This window comes from Streptomyces sp. NPDC006463, from assembly GCF_042870715.1.
Classification (GTDB): domain Bacteria; phylum Actinomycetota; class Actinomycetes; order Streptomycetales; family Streptomycetaceae; genus Streptomyces.
On record NZ_JBIAHP010000024.1, the window covers coordinates 108,431 to 123,037 of the forward strand.

Below are 14,607 nucleotides of genomic sequence, written 5' to 3' on the forward strand. Positions count from 1 at the left end.
GTCCTGGAACGAAGACGGCGCCATCCCCTCGGCCCACAGCTCCCTCATAGTGATCAAGTAAGCGCCAAGGAGCCGAAACCGCTTCGGCCTCGACCACCGAACACCAAGGGGCTCTGTCATGTCCGGCAGCCGTCGCAAGGCCTTTCTCGTCTCCGCAGCCCTCATCGGCGGCGCCTTAACGCTGACCGCGTGCCAGGACTCGGACGCGGCCACGGACACCGGCGCCGCGCAGAGCTCTTCCTCCGCCGCTCCGGCCGGCAAGGCGAGCACCCCGTCCGCCTCGGCGACGGCGGGCGGCAACCAGGGCAACGGCAAGGGCGCCGACGCGACGGGCAAGGGAACCGCGGACGGGGCCGGTTCCGGCGCCGACACCGGCGACGGCGAGCGGAAGTCGGTCGGGCAGACCTGCGGCGCCAACGACATCGCCTGGAGCACCAAGTCCGAGAGCCAGGCCGGCGGATACATCCTGATCACCGCGAAGGCGAAGCCCGGGATCACCTGCTACCTCCCCGCCGCGCTGCCGACCGTGGCGTTCGGCTCCGACGGCACCGAGGCGGGCCCCGCGGAGCAGTCCGTCGGCAAGCAGATCAAGCTGAGCGGGAGCACCGCCGCCTACGCCGGGGTGAACCCGAAGACCACCAAGGAGAACGGCGGCAAGGAACTGGACAGCATCATCGTCGCCGTCGGCGACGGCGACCCCAACCCGGTTTCCCTGCCGGTCGGCACCATCACGGTCGACCGTCCGATCGTCACCAACTGGCACACCTCCCCGAAGGACGCCGTCCCCGTCAAGTGAACGGACCCTCGGTCCGTCCGCCCCGTCGGCCGGCCAGCCATCACGCGAAGATCACCACGGCCGGCCCGTACTGCGACCAGACCTCCGTCGTGACCTTCGGGCCGGACCGGCCCGTCCACTTCGACATCCAGATCCCCCACCAGGGTCACGACTGTGGCGGATACAGCGACGAACCGCCTTTCTGACGCCTACTCGGCCCGTAGCGCGGCCAGCCGCTGTTCGAACGGCACCATCTCGAAGCCGCCCGCCGGATCCACCGACGTGATCGCCCCTGTCAGCGAACGGGGTGCGATCGCGACGGCGGTGTCGACGTCCGGGGCGGCGGGCGCCATGAAGCGCGCCAGCTCCGCGCCCGCACGGGCGATCCGCTGCGCCAGCCCCAACTCGCCCCAGTCCTCCGAGGCCGCGTACACGGCGGTTGGCAGGACGAGCGCACGCAGGTAGGTGAACAGGGGGCGCAGAGCGTGTTCGGTCACCAGGGAGTGGCGGGCCGTGCCGCCGGTCGCGCCGAGGAGCACCGGTTTCCCGGTGAGGGCGTCCTTGTCGATGACGTCGAAGAACGACTTGAACAGGCCGCTGTACGACGCCGCGAACACCGGCGTCACGGCGATCAGGCCGTCCGCGGCCGCCACCGCGTCGAGCGCGGCGGCCAGCCGGGCGGGCGGGAACCCGGTGACGAAGTGCTGGCCGATCTCTGTCGCCAGCTCCCTCAGTTCGATCACTTCGGGCTCGGCGTCCACGTGCCCCAGCGTCGCGGCCGCGAGCCGGTCGGCGAGTAGCCGCGTCGAGGAGGGCGAACTCAGACCCGCCGATACGACGATGAGCTTCATGCCTGCGTCTCCTCCTTCGAGGTCTCCTGGGCTGCTGCCACGCGGGCGGAGTGCGTCGGCGCGTCCGGTACGCCGGCCGGGCGCAGGTTCGCGAACTCCTTGCGCAGCACCGGCACGACCTCCTCGCCGAGCAGGTCGAGCTGCTCCAGGACGGTCTTCAGCGGCAGGCCTGCGTGGTCCATCAGGAAGAGCTGGCGCTGGTAGTCGCCGGCGTAGTCACGGAAGGACAGGGTTCGCTCGATGACCTCCTGCGGCGAGCCGACGGTCAGCGGTGTCTGGGAGGTGAACTCCTCCAGGGACGGGCCGTGGCCGTACACCGGCGCGTTGTCGAAGTACGGGCGGAACTCGCGCACCGCGTCCTGCGAGTTCTTGCGCATGAACACCTGGCCGCCGAGCCCGACGATGGCCTGCTCGGGGGTGCCGTGGCCGTAGTGGGCGTAGCGCTGCCGGTACAGGTTCACCATCTGTTTGGTGTGGGAGGCCGGCCAGAAGATGTTGTTGTGGAAGAAGCCGTCGCCGTAGTAGGCGGCCTGCTCGGCGATCTCCGGCGAGCGGATGGAGCCGTGCCACACGAAGGGCGCGACGCCGTCCAGCGGGCGCGGGGTGGAGGTGAAGGACTGCAGCGGTGTGCGGAACTTGCCCTTCCAGGTGACGACGTCCTCGTCCCACAGGCGGCGCAGCAGCGCGTAGTTCTCGATGGCGAGGTCGATGCCGTCGCGGATGTCCTTGCCGAACCAGGGGTAGACCGGACCGGTGTTGCCGCGGCCCATCATCACGTCGACGCGGCCGTCCGCGACGTGCTGGAGCATCGCGAAGTCCTCGGCGATCTTCACCGGGTCGTTCGTGGTGATCAGCGTCGTCGACGTGGACAGGATCAGGGACTCGGTGCGCGCGGCGATGTAGCCGAGCATCGTCGTCGGCGAGGAGGGGACGAACGGCGGGTTGTGGTGCTCGCCGGTGGCGAAGACGTCGAGGCCGACCTCCTCGGCCTTCTGCGCGATGGTGAGCATCGCCTTGATGCGCTCGTGCTCGCCGGGCACGCGTCCGGTCGTCGGATCGGCCGTGACGTCACCGACGGTGAAGATCCCGAACTGCATGGCTCCCCTTCCCGAGGTTGTTTATGCTTCAACTATACCCTCGAACCGGGGGCACGTCTGAGGTATTCCCGATGGGGCGTGGGCGCGGGGCGGGGCCGCCTGGCCGGGTGACCGGGGCGGCACGAGGGGCGGGTCGCAGCCCCTGGCGGACCCCAACGGGGGGCCTCCCCTTCAGGCTGCCCCGGCTGGGCACTGTCGGCGCCGACCGCCCGACCGCCCGACCGCCCGACGGCTCGGCGGCTCGGCGGCTCGGCGGCTCGGCGGCTCGGCGGCTCGGCGGCTCGGCGGCTCGGCGGCTCGGCGGCTCGGCGGCTCGGCGGCTCGGCGAGCAGAACCAACAAGCCCCGCGCCAGACCGGCCGTCCGAGCCGAGTGACGGCGCCGCGAGCGGGGGCTGGACGACGGCACCCCGGTCCGGGCATCCGGCACGGAGGCAAGCCCCACACGTACGCCGCGCCATCTGCCTGCGAAACGACACGGGCCTGCACCGGACAAACGACACGCCCCTCCAGCAGGACTACGGGAGGGCGAGCGTGCGGTCGGGGCGGTCGGCGTCGCGGGCCTCGAGGGTCGGGTAGAGGCGCCATTCTCCGTCGCGGAGCACCGCGACCGGGCAGGACCAGTTCTCGTGCGGTTCGGGGTCCACGATGTGGGTGGTGGCGGTGGCGACGTCGTGGATCACCAACGAGAGGACCGCGATCGCCCCCATGCCGACGTGCCCCTGAAGTTGACGGTCGTCCGGGGCGGCCATCCCCGTGACGTAGAAGCGGTCGTCTACCCAGTAGCCGGTGTCGTCGAGGAAGCTCGGCGCCTCCACCCTGATTCCGTCTACCCACAGCATCACCCGGGACCACCTGCCCTGGACGGTCACCGCGCGGTGGCTGTCGTCGGCGGTGAAAGCGGCCCGCACCTCGAACCGGGTGCAGCAGTCCCAGAAGCCGCTGCAGGCGCCGGCCACCGGGCCGTGGCGCGAAGCCAGCCGCTCGCCGCGGGCGGCGGAACGGGGTCCTGTGAGCAGGTCTGCGACTCCCGGCAGGCGCGCGTCGAACCGGCGGGTACAGCCGAGGCCCAGCGCCGCGAAGTCGCGGGGCGACAGTCGGGAGAGCAGCTCGCCCAGCCGCTCGCAGTACCCGTCCTCGCCGAGCCGCGCGTTCTGCTCGACCACGTCCGCCCACCACTGCCGGACCGTGAGCGCCTCACGCGAGCGGCTCAGCCAGTCCTGCCACGCGTCTGCTGTCGGCTCCGGCGCCTGCGGCCGTGCCCGTACCGTGTCGGGCTTCGTCGGACAGTCGCCCGGTTCCTTCGCCTGCGCCACAGCCACATCGCGTACCACCCCCGGCGATCGATCGTGGGCCCCGGACTTCACAGGACGCCGCCGGTTTGTGGCGCCCGGCGGGTCTCCCGGCACCATCCGAAGGGGTAATGGTCCCGGCGAATCCGCCGGTCCGGTTGCCGGTGGTGGCGGCGGTCGAGGGCATCACGCGATGGCGAGCCCCACCTCGGTGACGCTGACGTCCCGTTCCGGCGTCAGGAGCCGCCCACCGCCTTCCGCAGCTCGTACAGGTTCCCGGAATCCGGCTTACCGACGTGCTGAAAGATCCAGGGCTTCCGGTCGGTGCCGCCGACGCTCCACGCGGGCCAGGAACACCCCGGGACGCGGATGCGGACCTCCTGCGTCCAGACGTCCCGCCCGGGCTCGTACGACCATGTGCCCGAGCCCGAGCACCGCCGTGACGGGCCGCCGGAGTGGTCGTCGGGGTCGTGCTCGCCGACGCCGGAGGCCGTGACCCGGCCGTCCGAGGTGAAGACCAGCTTTCCGCTCGTATGGTCGCCCCAGGTGCCGGCCATGGTCTCCGGACCGATCGCCGGCGGCTCGTAAGCCGGCAGCAGGCCGACGGCGAGCCCGAGTGCGCCGAGCAGGCCCGTTCCCGCCACCGCCGCCGTGCCCCACAGGGCCACTTGCCGGCCCAGTCCCGGGTGCCGGGGCCGGGCGACCAGGCCGCCCACCGAGAGCGCGGCCGTGGCCTCGGCCCAGAAGACGAGTACGGGCCGCGCCTCCACGCCGTTGTACGCCGCGAAGGCCACGATCGGCGGTGCCACCAGGGCCGCCACCATCAGCGGCACCCACCACCACGCCTCGCGGCCGCCGATCCGCCGGCCGAGCAGATCGGCCAGTGCCACCGCCGGCAGCACGAAAATCAGCGACAGCAGGAACGCGATCACGCCGACGATCACGCTGAGCGAGAGCAGGCTCGCCGCCAGGGCGGCGTGGTCGACCGGGGTGTCCGGCGGCGGCTGCGTCCGGACGTACAGGAGGATCACCACGACGGCGAGCGCGACCTCCAGGCAGCCCACCAGCGCCGAAACCAGCAGCATCCGGCCGTACGACCGCTTCTGATGCACGGCCAACCCCCCTCGTGGCACGGCGAAATGAAAGCGTCCGCCCGGCCGGCGGCGTGGATCCATTCTGCCAGCTGGACTGAACGTGTTCAATAAATTCTTCGCGCACCAGTGGCGCCCCGGCTTTGTGGTGACTCGTTGACCGAGTCAGACCGGTCCGCCAGCCATACGCTGATGATTGGCATGGCTTTGTCATCGAGGGTGGCGGGTGGAGCGCGGAGAGCCGATCGCGGGGCGGTACGAGTTGATGAAGCGGCTCGGGCGGGGCGGGATGGGCGGCATGGGCGAGGTGTGGGCCGGGCAGGACCGGATGCTGCACCGGGACGTGGCGGTCAAGATGCTGGTGCTCGACGAGGCGATGCATGCGGATCTGCCGCGTCGGTTCGAGCGGGAAGCGGTGGCCGCCGCGCAGATCGGCCATCCGAACGTGGTCCCCTGCATGACCGAGGGGTCCACGAGGATCTGTGGTTCCTGGTCATGGAGCGGGTCGAGGGCGTGAATCTCGCCGAGCACATCCGCGACGCGAGTCCTATGGGCGTGGGGCGTGCTTCGGAGATCGCGCAGGGGATCTGCGCGGCCGTGGTCGCCGCGCACCGGGCGCAAGTCACCGGGTCAAGGGGGTCGGCTTCGGCATCGCCGGGTTCATTCAGAGCCCCTGCCGTACCAGATGCCCCTCGGGCGGGCGCGTACCCCAGTTAGGGATGCCATGACCGACTACCTGACCGCTGCCACGGCGATGCTCGGCCCCGCGCGGAATCGCTACGCCGATCCGGCCGCCTGGGACCAGCTCCACGCTGAACTCCGAATCCAGCTTCCGTCCGACTACCAGGCCGTCGTGGACGCGTACGCTCCCGTCCTGCTCAACGGCCACCTGTACCTGAGTCACCCCGCAACCGAACGCTGGAACCTGGGCCAACAGATCCGGGACACGGTCCGGGCCTGGTCCGACGTGGATTGGGAGGACCTCGACCCGGACGAGGACCCTCGCCTGCTGTTCGGACTGGAGGATCTGCGCTTCGGCACCCCCGACGGGCTGTGGCCGATCGCGAGCACCGACCGCGGCGAGACCGTCTTCCTCGTCGCTGCGAGCGCCGCATCCCCTTGGCTGCTGGTCGAAGACGGGGAGGGCGGTTGGGGGCGGTACGACATGGGCTTCGCCGAATGGCTCTACCGCTACCTCATCGGCGAAGACCTGGCCGGCCCCGACAGCTCAGCCTTCTACCCCGGCCCCGTGCGCCTGGAACACCTCCCGATGACTCCCGACGACCGCACCGAGTCCTGGTACGGCCCGGACCGCAGCATGTAGCCCTGCCCGCCACCAGGTCGCACACAATCCAACCCATGGACTGGCAGCGGGCTCCGTCCTCGGTCGCTCCCGTCTCCGACGCCCCGGCCGTCATCGACTTCGTGAACCTCACCAGCGGCCCAGAGCCTCCCCTGCCGGAGGACTTCCCGGCAGCCCACCGAACCCCATGGCCGCGGGCTTGAACCGGCTCCGCCGACTCGTGGAGAGCGGCTGTGCCCTGACCCGCCCCACGGAATGAGAGATTCCGGATAGTGGGCCGCCGATGTAGTGTCCTGCACCATGTCTCGCATCGTCATCCGTGGCCTCGGTGTCGCCACACTCCTCGTCGGCATACTCATGGGCACGTACGGAACCCAGACCTTCGCCACTGCCGTGGGCCTGGCCGGCACCGGAGGAACCCTGACCGTCACCGACTGCCGGATCGACGTCTCGTACAGCGACCGCGCACGCGACCGCGACCGCAAGGCCGACGAGCGGCGCGAGACGCGGCGGTGCTGGGGGCAGTTCAAGGCCACCGATGGCTCCGACATCGACCCGCAGCACGAACTCGCGAGTGACGAGGCGCGGCCGGGAGACCGGATCGAGGTGCGCGACAACGGCACCATCTACATGGAAGCGAATGCGGGTTCGGTGGCAGGCGGCGCCGCCATCGTCCTCATCGCGCTCGGCATGTTCCTCCTCGGAGGACTGGTGGCCGCGACGGGGCTCTATCCCTCTCCGGTGAAGCCCGCACAGCTCCAGCGCTTCAATGCCGCAGTGCGCGCTCTTCCGTGCGGCCGGACCGCTGCGTGGACCTGGCTCGGAGCCTGGGCCGCAGGACTCCTCGGCTTCGGGCTCGCCGAACTGTTCTGAGGAACCGTGGCACCGCAGGGGGCGACGGGCAGGTCGACCTTCCTTCGGTACCGCTCGCGCTCTGGTCCTCTCAGCCTTGTCGGCCACGCCCGTACCGGTCGTGACCGCCGGATCAGTGCGGCCCCCACGCCGTGGGTGCAGGTGCTGGTCTGCGGTTCCGGCCGCTCCCACGGCCTCGTCGCAGAGGAGCAGCGGCGGGTCGCCGACCCGCACGATCCGGGTGCGTACGTCGGCACCGGTCGCCTGCACTGTGGCGGTGGTCGGGGTGGTGGGGTCGTGCGCTTGCCTTGCTGCAGGAGCCAGGCCACCACCGTGCGCTTGCACTACCACCCTCGCGCCCTCGACAGGGGGCCTCCCGCCTCCGTTGCGGCTGCCCGGCAGCCCCGTCGCCGAGGTGCGGCGGGTCATGCGTAGTAGCTGAGGATCACCAGCAGCGCCGTACATTCCGCGAGGAGCTGGACGCCGAGCGCCGTCTGCCGCACCCGCAGGGCCGGAGCGGCCAGGGCAACCACGAACGCCAGGGCGCCGAGGCCGGCACTCCAGACGAACAGCCACCCGGGAAGCCCCCTGGTGCACTGCACCCCGTACGTCACGCAGCCCGACACCCGCACGGAGGACAGGAGCAGCATGACGGCCGCCAGGACCGCCGCCGGGAACAAGGCGGCGGACAGGCCCGACCAGAGCCGCGAGCGGTCCTTTTCTCCAGCCACGCGCACCGGGGACGTTGCAGGGGGAGCAGTTGCGTTCATGCCCCTATCCAACACATCCAGCGAGCCCGGCACAGCCGTCCGGATACTCACCTCGCGGGAGGGCCCCGTACTCAGACCACGGGCGCCGGGGCCTCGCACAACGCCGGCTGAGGCGCTTGGCGTGAGCGTGAGACGGCGGACAAGGCCGACGTCAGCAGCCGGCCGGACCGGCACGAGGACGGCGACCCGGACCGAGGGCGATCCCGTCCCGCGCCCAGCGCCGGTCGGCCGTCCGCTCTCCCGCACGGCGCGCAGGGCGCTCACTCCGGAGACGAGCGCGTGCGCGCCGACCGGCGTTGTGTCCAGGCGGCCCGCGCCCGCGAGCCCGGTCTGCCGGTCTTCTACCTCGATGCCGAGGGCGTCAACGACCTGGGCTCGCCTCACTGCTGTCCACGAGCCCGCACGCTCGGGCAGCGTCACCTACATCGGAGAGGCGGGCGAGGCCAACCAACTGCCCGCTGCGCACCGGCACACGACGACACGCGGCGGCGATCGCCGAGCTCGGCGACGAGCTCGTTGAAGGCTCTCGCTTTCCCGGCCCCTCGGTATCCTTCACGCCTTCAGCAGCCGTGGCTTTGTTCGTGAGTTGTGAGGGCGGGGGCCGCTCGGCGGGCGTGCTATAGGTTGCCGCCATGACTGATCTTGGACCCGTCGCATGGCCCCCTGCCCCGATCAGTACCGAACGGCTCGTGCTCCGCGAGTCCGAGGCCCGAGACCGTGCGGCGTTCATCGAGTTGTTCGCCTCGCCGGAGGTGGGCGCCTACCTTGGTGGCCCTCGATCGCGTGATGAGCTCGAACGCGCGGTGCCCGAGGTGCCCGGGCGGCGCCCTGGCCTTTTCGTGATCGATCTCGACGGAGCGATGATCGGCACGATCACGCTCGACCGGCGCGACGCAGAGCGTCCGGGGCACCTCCGTCCGGATGCCGGAGAGGCCGAGCTCGGCTACATGTTCCTGCCGGAGGCATGGGGACGCGGGTACGCCGCCGAGGCGTGCGCAGCGGCACTCGACTGGTTTGCCGACGCACTCCCCAGCGAGCCGGTGGTGCTCTGCACCCAGACCGCCAACAACCGCTCGATGAGCCTCGCGGCCAAGTTGGGGTTCACCGAGGTGGAGCGGTTCGAGGAGTTCGGCGCCGAGCAGTGGTTCGGCGTGCGGACCTCGGCCACGGCGTCCGGTTGAGCTCGTACTCGACGGTGCAGGTCGACGAGGCCACCGCTCGGTCGTCGGCCCTCGGCGCGGAGTTTGGATCGGACCGAGTTCGACGGTGGGGCGCGGTGACTGACCGGGGTGGGCCGATCTGCCGCTTGTGGCCCAGGAACGCGCCGCGGGAACGACGGGAGAGCCGGGAGTCCGGCAGGGCTCGCTACGCCTCGGTCCCGGGCGCGAGGATGCGGGCCGGGCGGGTCCGGGGATGTCGGCGGCCCTCTGGAGGGCGGCGAAGTCGCCGCGGGGCCGCGCCGATGGCCTCGGGATGCACCTGAGCCTTTCGAGAACGTCGCCAACGTGCGGGCGACCCTGGACTGGATCGAGACCGGGGCCGAGACCGTTACGGCGCTCCTGATGATCCACATTCGCCCGGCCGGCACTCCGCGACGAGGGTCGAACGTGCTGTCGGATTGGCTGAATAAGTCGAATGTGATGTGTGCATGATGGAACCTGAGTGAGTTTTGCAAGGGGAGGGGCGATGTTCGGTCTGTAGGCCGGGACGCTCGCCACGAAGGAACAAGAGCAGAGGCAGCACCAGCCACGACTCGTTTCCGGGGGATACGCCATGGGTTTATGTCCGACGAGTGACAGGCCGGGCGATGCTGACGTGGATTGAGGTCACCGCATGCGGTGCGGTCGGAGGCCTGATAGCCGAGGCGGTCGTCACCTTCGGGCGCCTTCACGCCTGGCAGCAAGCACGACATGCGGCGCGGGGAGCCTCGAAACAGCTTCCTCGCCTGGGGGCCTTCGTAGATCCACTCGCAGACTCGCTCGCCGCGCTCTTTCGTGTGGCGCTGGGGGGCGCGGCTGCTTGGCTGCTCCATGCTGAGGTCACCGGTGTGTATGCCGCCGTGACCGTTGGCGCCTCCGCGCCCGCGCTGCTTGCCCAGGTAGGCAGAGCGACCACGGCAGCCGAAGCCCTCGCCGGACCCGGGCCCGAACCCGGGCCCGGAGGCGACGGCGCGCCCGGGTTTGCCGCCTGGCCTCCAGGTCCTCCAGGGGTTCGAACGGCCGATGAGGAGACCGCCTCATGAACGCGGCTTCGGTCGCCGAGCGTTCCTGGAGGTCGTTCATCGGAGCGCGTGCCCACCCCCCGCGAACGGCGGCGCGAGGACGCGCCGGATACACCCTCCGGCAGCGGATCTGGGCCTCGTTCATCAGCCGCGACCTCCCACCCATGCACTTGGGCGGGGTACGGGCACACGAGGCGTCGCCCCCCGCCCCGCGGCAGCCTCTCCGGGAGGACCCGTCCCGGAACGGATCGCCGGCGGGCCGCCTCGCTCCGGGTTGGTTCGCGCTGCCTTCACTCCCAGTGACCGGCGGTCTGACCGCTGCGGGAGGCGACGCAGTGGTGCTCGAAGCGTCGTCCCCCGACGGCCGGGTCAGGTTTCTGGTGCGTGGCCACGGAACCGACTGCCCCGAGTACAGCCTGGAGCTCGTACTGGTCGGTGTCGATGCCGCTCGGCCGATGGTGGCCTCGATCAGGTACCCCAAGGCCGAAGGCGGTGAGCAGGCGCTACTCGTACCAGTGGTGCAGGGGAAGTTCGGCCCTGCCGCCTCGTACGTCCGTCTGCCGGGCTTCGCCGCCGAGTCGGCATCGACGCAATGGACGGCCTGTGCTCCCGTAGCGGTGACTTCGAGCACTGCCTGGGACGCCGCGACGGTTGCCGACTCGGTTCGTGCGGCGCTCAACGAGGCGACCCGCAACGCCTGGCGACAGGTGCGGGAACTCATCGGCGACGACCTGCGCAGCGTCATCGACGGCGAACTGCCATGACGGCCGCCGACGAGGAGGGGCGCGTGCAGGCCCCTGACAGCGGTACTGGCCCGCGTCCTTCTCGGCTGCTTCGGTTGCCATGGCGACGGTCCGGTACCCGACCGGGTGGGTTCCCGGAGCGGACGGCAGTCGACGAGGCGCTTGAGAGTGCGACGGGCCCGCAGGCCGCCGTGCAGGACCTGCTCGGCGAACGACGGCTGTGGTGGAAATGCTGCAGCGAGGCGGTGCGCACGGATCCGTCCTGGCTGTTCGGCGGACGGGCCGAGGGCCTGCACGCCTGGCTCGACGAGACGGCGCCGGACCGCGCGGCAGCCGACTCGGTGGCACCTGCTGACCACGCGTGGCTGTTGGGCCGGGCTTTGAGCGCAGAGGGGGACCGGGACGGGGAGCACGATGGGGCGCTGGACGCGTTGGCGCAGGGATGGGGTCGCAGTGGACTGGTCTCGGCGGACGCCGCGCCCGGGCCCGCGCAGCCGTCCGGCAAGGGGCTCGAAGGCCTCTCACAGAGTGCGGCGAGCGGGCTGAGGAGCGTCGTCGACCGCGTTCAGCACCGATATGGCAGCCATGGCAGCACGGTCGAGGACGGGGAGCAGGCCGCTGGAGTGAACATGCTCGTCATCGCAGCGCTGTTGATGGCGGGTGCACAACCGCGCAGCCGGTCCGTCGTCAGCGTCCCCGTGGTGTTCGGACGGTCCGCCGGACCAGCCGGCCGGGCCACCGCTGGGGAAGGTGTCACCGGCGTTCTGGAACTGTGCGAGTTCCCCCCGGGGCCGGCGGGGTTGTATCCCGATCCGCGGGCGATGGCGGGAGCGCGCAGCCCGAACGGACAGTTCGCCACCTCGTTGGGCCGGGCATGGAACGCGGCCGGCCCCCGGCGGCAGGGGCGTTGCGTGTTGTGGCGCCTCGTCCTGGCGGACGATCCGATGCCTCCGACGCGGATCGAGGGCCCCTCGCTCGGCGCTGCCTTCGCGATCGGGATACGCGAGCTCTTACGCCGCCCGTCGACCGGCCGGCCCGGCGTGGCCTGGCTGCGCGGGACCTTCTACGGGTTGCGGCCCCGGACCGCGGTGACCGGAGCGCTCGACGGAGGCGAACGCCTCCTCAAGGTCAGCGACATGGACGCCAAACTGCTGGCCGCACGCCGCAAAGGGCTCCACCTCGTCGCACCCGAGGCGAACCGCCTCGACGTCGCCAAGGCCCCTGAGCCCGGTGCGGTGAGATTCGCCTCCACCCTGAAACAGGCCGACCGGTACGCCCGAAGAATCCGGACCGGCCGCCTGGCCGTCGCCATGGCGCTGGCAGCGACGGCCACCGCCACGGGGCTGGTGGTGACGCAGCAGAACGCAGAGGCCATCGAACGGTTGGCGACTGCGCATCGGCTCGCCGAGGTGTCACAGAACCTGCTCCCGACCGATGTCGGGCTCGCCGAACTGTTCGCCGTGCAAGCCTACCGACAGCACCCCGATTCGCTGACCCGCGGTGCACTGTTCCAGGCCGTCACCGCCAGCCCCTACTTGGCCGGCAGTGTCAAGGCGAGCGGGCCCATCTCCGCGCTGTCGAGCTCGCGGAGCCAAAACGTCGTACTCGCCGGAACCCAGCAGGGCGAAGTGCAGCAATGGCCGCTCACCGGCACGGTGCCCGGCGCGTCCCGGAGCCTGGGCAGGCTGCCCGGCCCGGTCACCGCCGTTGCGGCCGACTCGTACGGCGGCGTGGTCGCCGCGATCGACGACAGTACGGTCCGCGTCTGGGCCGCCGCGCAGCCGGTCACCGCGCCGGAGATGGCTGCCGGGGAGCATCCCACGGCGGTGGGAGTCTCCCCGTCGGGACGCACCGTCATCGTGACGACGTCCAACCGGCAGTTCGAGGACCCGCCCACGATGTGGGTCCTGGACCGGTCCAGTGGAATCACCACTCACCTCGACCTGGACCTCCGCGCGCCCACGAGCGCCATCGGCTTCCCCGACGAGGAGAAGGTGGTGGCTTTCGAGAGCGGCTACGGTTCCTGGGAGGAGATCTCCCTGCCGGCGCCGGCCCGGACCGCCGGGAGCACGGTCGGCTTCGGCGTCCACAACCTTGCAGCCGCACTGGGACCGGACGGCAGGACCTTCAGCTACACCAACGGCGCCTCGACCCTGCCGGTCTGGCTGGCAAGAGGGACACCCGACATCGACAAGCCGGTGTACAGGGCCCAGATCCACACCGGCCCTCCGACGGTGGCACTGGCCCTCTCCATCGACAGGGGGGTTGCCGAGGCCGTCGGAACCGACATCTACGTGTCGATGAGCGAGGTGGACAACGGCCGGTCGCCGCTCACCGCGCCCGTCACCCTCACCGGAGCGGGTCTGATCACGCGTGGCGCTCTCGCCTTCCTGGGGCACGGCCTCGACTCCAGGCTGATCTCTGCCTCCGGTGACGTACTCAGCCTGTGGGATCTCGAGCAGCGCTCCCGGATCGCGACGGAGACCTCGGCAGACATCCCCACCTCCTGCAACGGCTGTGGAGGGCCGATCGTGGCCCTGTCTCCCGACGGCCGACTCGCAGCGGTCATCGACGGCAACGGCACTCAGCTCGAAATCCAAGAGCTGGACTCGTCCGATCCCGTCGAGTGGTCGTCGCGCCGCTTGCTGCCGGACGGGGATTTCCAGGCGGCGCTGTGGCAGAAGGACGGCAGCGGGCTCATCGCGGTGTCCGGGGACGGCAGCGCCAAGATCCTCTCTCGCACCAAGGACTTCCAGGTCACCGGCACCTGGGCGCCGTTGCCGAACCCGTCCCGGACCAGCAACGTCCTGCAGGCGCAATTCCTGCCGGACGGCCGACAGGTGGCTGAATTGCTCCGATCCGGCGCCATACGCTTCCGGGACGCTGCAACCGGAAAGGTTCTGCGCCAGGTGGACGGCCCCGAGAACATGTCCATGTGGCGCCTCCCCCGCGGGTGGGCAGCCTTGGCACCCAAGGCCGATTACGCGGCGGTGATCAACCAAGAGGAGTCCCAGGCCGTGGTTACCGACACCGCTACCGGCCACTCCCGGACGATCGCCGGGGCAGACATGGCAGGCGTCGCCTTCGCGGGGGAACGCCTGCTCGTCCAGCGGGAACTCGGTCGTCTGGAGGTCTGGACCGAGTCCGGAGACCGGCTTCTCGACACGATCGAAGGCACCCCGGAGACGAGTGTGGGCCCGGCCGTCGGTGGACAGGACCTCATTGCCGAGAAAGCAGGCGGCGACACCGCCCGACTCATCGACCTCCAATCCGGGCATGCCCTGGGCACCATTGCCCTCCCGACCGGCGTCAAGGGCGAGTCAACCGGGCTGGCGATCTCGGCGGACGGTACCTCACTCGTCACGGCGACCGAGGCCCAATGGGGCGAGGAGAGCTACAGGGCTCGCCTGATCAGCTGGAAACTCGAGCCGAGCGTGTGGATCCGCTCCGCCTGCACATCAGTTGGCCGGGACCTCACCCCCGAGATCTGGAGGCAGTACATGGGCACCCGCGCCCCGTCGAATCTGCGGTGCCCGAAGTGATCCGCACGCGCAGCCGCCGGGGCAGCCCAGCGCGGCTGCGCACGCTCGGGCCGCCGCCGCACCCGCGTGGTC

At 70.8% G+C, this 14,607-nt stretch carries 14 protein-coding genes; 9 read left to right on the forward strand and 5 right to left on the reverse strand.

Features of this window, described 5'->3' with window-relative positions; all coding sequences use genetic code 11:
- Positions 1–118 precede the first annotated feature (118 nt).
- Both ACFYOB_RS33290 and ACFYOB_RS33295 read left to right on the forward strand, forming a co-directional pair.
- Positions 119–796: a hypothetical protein gene (locus tag ACFYOB_RS33290; protein ID WP_388566459.1), complete on the forward strand. Its 678-nt coding sequence runs from the start codon at positions 119–121 to the stop codon at positions 794–796.
- Positions 793–981 carry a hypothetical protein gene (locus tag ACFYOB_RS33295; protein WP_388566461.1) on the forward strand — a complete coding sequence of 63 codons (189 nt, stop codon included), beginning with the start codon at positions 793–795 and terminating at the stop codon, positions 979–981. The genes ACFYOB_RS33290 and ACFYOB_RS33295 overlap by 4 nt, the downstream gene beginning before the upstream one ends.
- Positions 982–984: 3 nt before the next feature.
- On the opposite strand, the gene ACFYOB_RS33300 is transcribed toward ACFYOB_RS33295, so the two are convergent.
- The 4 genes from ACFYOB_RS33300 to ACFYOB_RS33315 all read right to left on the reverse strand — a co-directional run bounded on the left by ACFYOB_RS33300 (position 985) and on the right by ACFYOB_RS33315 (position 5,125).
- Positions 985–1,626: a CE1759 family FMN reductase gene (locus tag ACFYOB_RS33300; protein ID WP_388566463.1), complete on the reverse strand. Its 642-nt coding sequence runs from the start codon at positions 1,624–1,626 to the stop codon at positions 985–987.
- Positions 1,623–2,723: an LLM class flavin-dependent oxidoreductase gene (locus tag ACFYOB_RS33305; protein ID WP_388566466.1), complete on the reverse strand. Its 1,101-nt coding sequence runs from the start codon at positions 2,721–2,723 to the stop codon at positions 1,623–1,625. The genes ACFYOB_RS33300 and ACFYOB_RS33305 overlap by 4 nt, the downstream gene beginning before the upstream one ends.
- 516 nt (positions 2,724–3,239) lie before the next feature.
- Complete coding sequence (locus tag ACFYOB_RS33310; protein ID WP_388566469.1) at positions 3,240–4,037, reverse strand: hypothetical protein; 798 nt, start codon at positions 4,035–4,037, stop codon at positions 3,240–3,242.
- 212 nt (positions 4,038–4,249) lie between these two features.
- Positions 4,250–5,125, reverse strand: a complete 876-nt coding sequence (locus ACFYOB_RS33315) for a hypothetical protein (protein WP_388566471.1) — start codon at positions 5,123–5,125, stop codon at positions 4,250–4,252.
- A gap of 205 nt (positions 5,126–5,330) precedes the next feature.
- Here ACFYOB_RS33315 and ACFYOB_RS33320 point away from each other — a divergent pair, with 205 nt between their 5' ends.
- From ACFYOB_RS33320 to ACFYOB_RS33335, 4 genes are all read left to right on the forward strand, one after another.
- Positions 5,331–5,621: a hypothetical protein gene (locus tag ACFYOB_RS33320; RefSeq protein ID WP_388566473.1), complete on the forward strand. Its 291-nt coding sequence runs from the start codon at positions 5,331–5,333 to the stop codon at positions 5,619–5,621.
- A 207-nt stretch (positions 5,622–5,828) separates the two neighbouring features.
- Positions 5,829–6,428 (forward strand): SMI1/KNR4 family protein, encoded by a 600-nt coding sequence (locus tag ACFYOB_RS33325; RefSeq protein ID WP_388566476.1) that lies wholly within the window; start codon positions 5,829–5,831, stop codon positions 6,426–6,428.
- 35 nt (positions 6,429–6,463) lie between these two features.
- Positions 6,464–6,610, forward strand: a complete 147-nt coding sequence (locus tag ACFYOB_RS33330) for a hypothetical protein (protein WP_388566479.1) — start codon at positions 6,464–6,466, stop codon at positions 6,608–6,610.
- 97 nt (positions 6,611–6,707) lie between these two features.
- On the forward strand, positions 6,708–7,280 hold the full coding sequence (locus ACFYOB_RS33335) for a hypothetical protein (RefSeq protein ID WP_388566482.1): 573 nt from the start codon (positions 6,708–6,710) through the stop codon (positions 7,278–7,280).
- Positions 7,281–7,684: 404 nt separating this feature from the next.
- Here ACFYOB_RS33335 and ACFYOB_RS33340 read toward each other — a convergent pair whose 3' ends face one another.
- On the reverse strand, positions 7,685–7,990 hold the full coding sequence (locus tag ACFYOB_RS33340; protein WP_388566484.1) for a hypothetical protein: 306 nt from the start codon (positions 7,988–7,990) through the stop codon (positions 7,685–7,687).
- 671 nt (positions 7,991–8,661) lie between these two features.
- On the opposite strand from ACFYOB_RS33340, the gene ACFYOB_RS33345 reads away from it, so the two are divergent.
- The 3 genes from ACFYOB_RS33345 to ACFYOB_RS33355 all read left to right on the forward strand — a co-directional run bounded on the left by ACFYOB_RS33345 (position 8,662) and on the right by ACFYOB_RS33355 (position 14,535).
- Complete coding sequence (locus ACFYOB_RS33345; protein ID WP_388566487.1) at positions 8,662–9,210, forward strand: GNAT family N-acetyltransferase; 549 nt, start codon at positions 8,662–8,664, stop codon at positions 9,208–9,210.
- 1,375 nt (positions 9,211–10,585) lie between these two features.
- The gene (locus ACFYOB_RS33350; protein WP_388566490.1) at positions 10,586–11,014 is read left to right on the forward strand and encodes a hypothetical protein; all 429 of its coding nucleotides are present in this window, start codon (positions 10,586–10,588) and stop codon (positions 11,012–11,014) included.
- A gap of 170 nt (positions 11,015–11,184) precedes the next feature.
- On the forward strand, positions 11,185–14,535 hold the full coding sequence (locus ACFYOB_RS33355; protein WP_388566493.1) for a hypothetical protein: 3,351 nt from the start codon (positions 11,185–11,187) through the stop codon (positions 14,533–14,535).
- Positions 14,536–14,607 lie beyond the last annotated feature (72 nt).

Coding starts and splice junctions, on each gene's coding strand:
- ACFYOB_RS33305 (WP_388566466.1), bottom strand. CDS start 2,723: ATGCAGTTCGGGATCTTCACCGTCGGTGACGTCACGGCCGATCCGACG.
- ACFYOB_RS33290 (WP_388566459.1), top strand. CDS start 119: ATGTCCGGCAGCCGTCGCAAGGCCTTTCTCGTCTCCGCAGCCCTCATC.
- ACFYOB_RS33345 (WP_388566487.1), top strand. CDS start 8,662: ATGACTGATCTTGGACCCGTCGCATGGCCCCCTGCCCCGATCAGTACC.
- ACFYOB_RS33330 (WP_388566479.1), top strand. CDS start 6,464: ATGGACTGGCAGCGGGCTCCGTCCTCGGTCGCTCCCGTCTCCGACGCC.
- ACFYOB_RS33300 (WP_388566463.1), bottom strand. CDS start 1,626: ATGAAGCTCATCGTCGTATCGGCGGGTCTGAGTTCGCCCTCCTCGACG.
- ACFYOB_RS33325 (WP_388566476.1), top strand. CDS start 5,829: ATGACCGACTACCTGACCGCTGCCACGGCGATGCTCGGCCCCGCGCGG.
- ACFYOB_RS33335 (WP_388566482.1), top strand. CDS start 6,708: ATGTCTCGCATCGTCATCCGTGGCCTCGGTGTCGCCACACTCCTCGTC.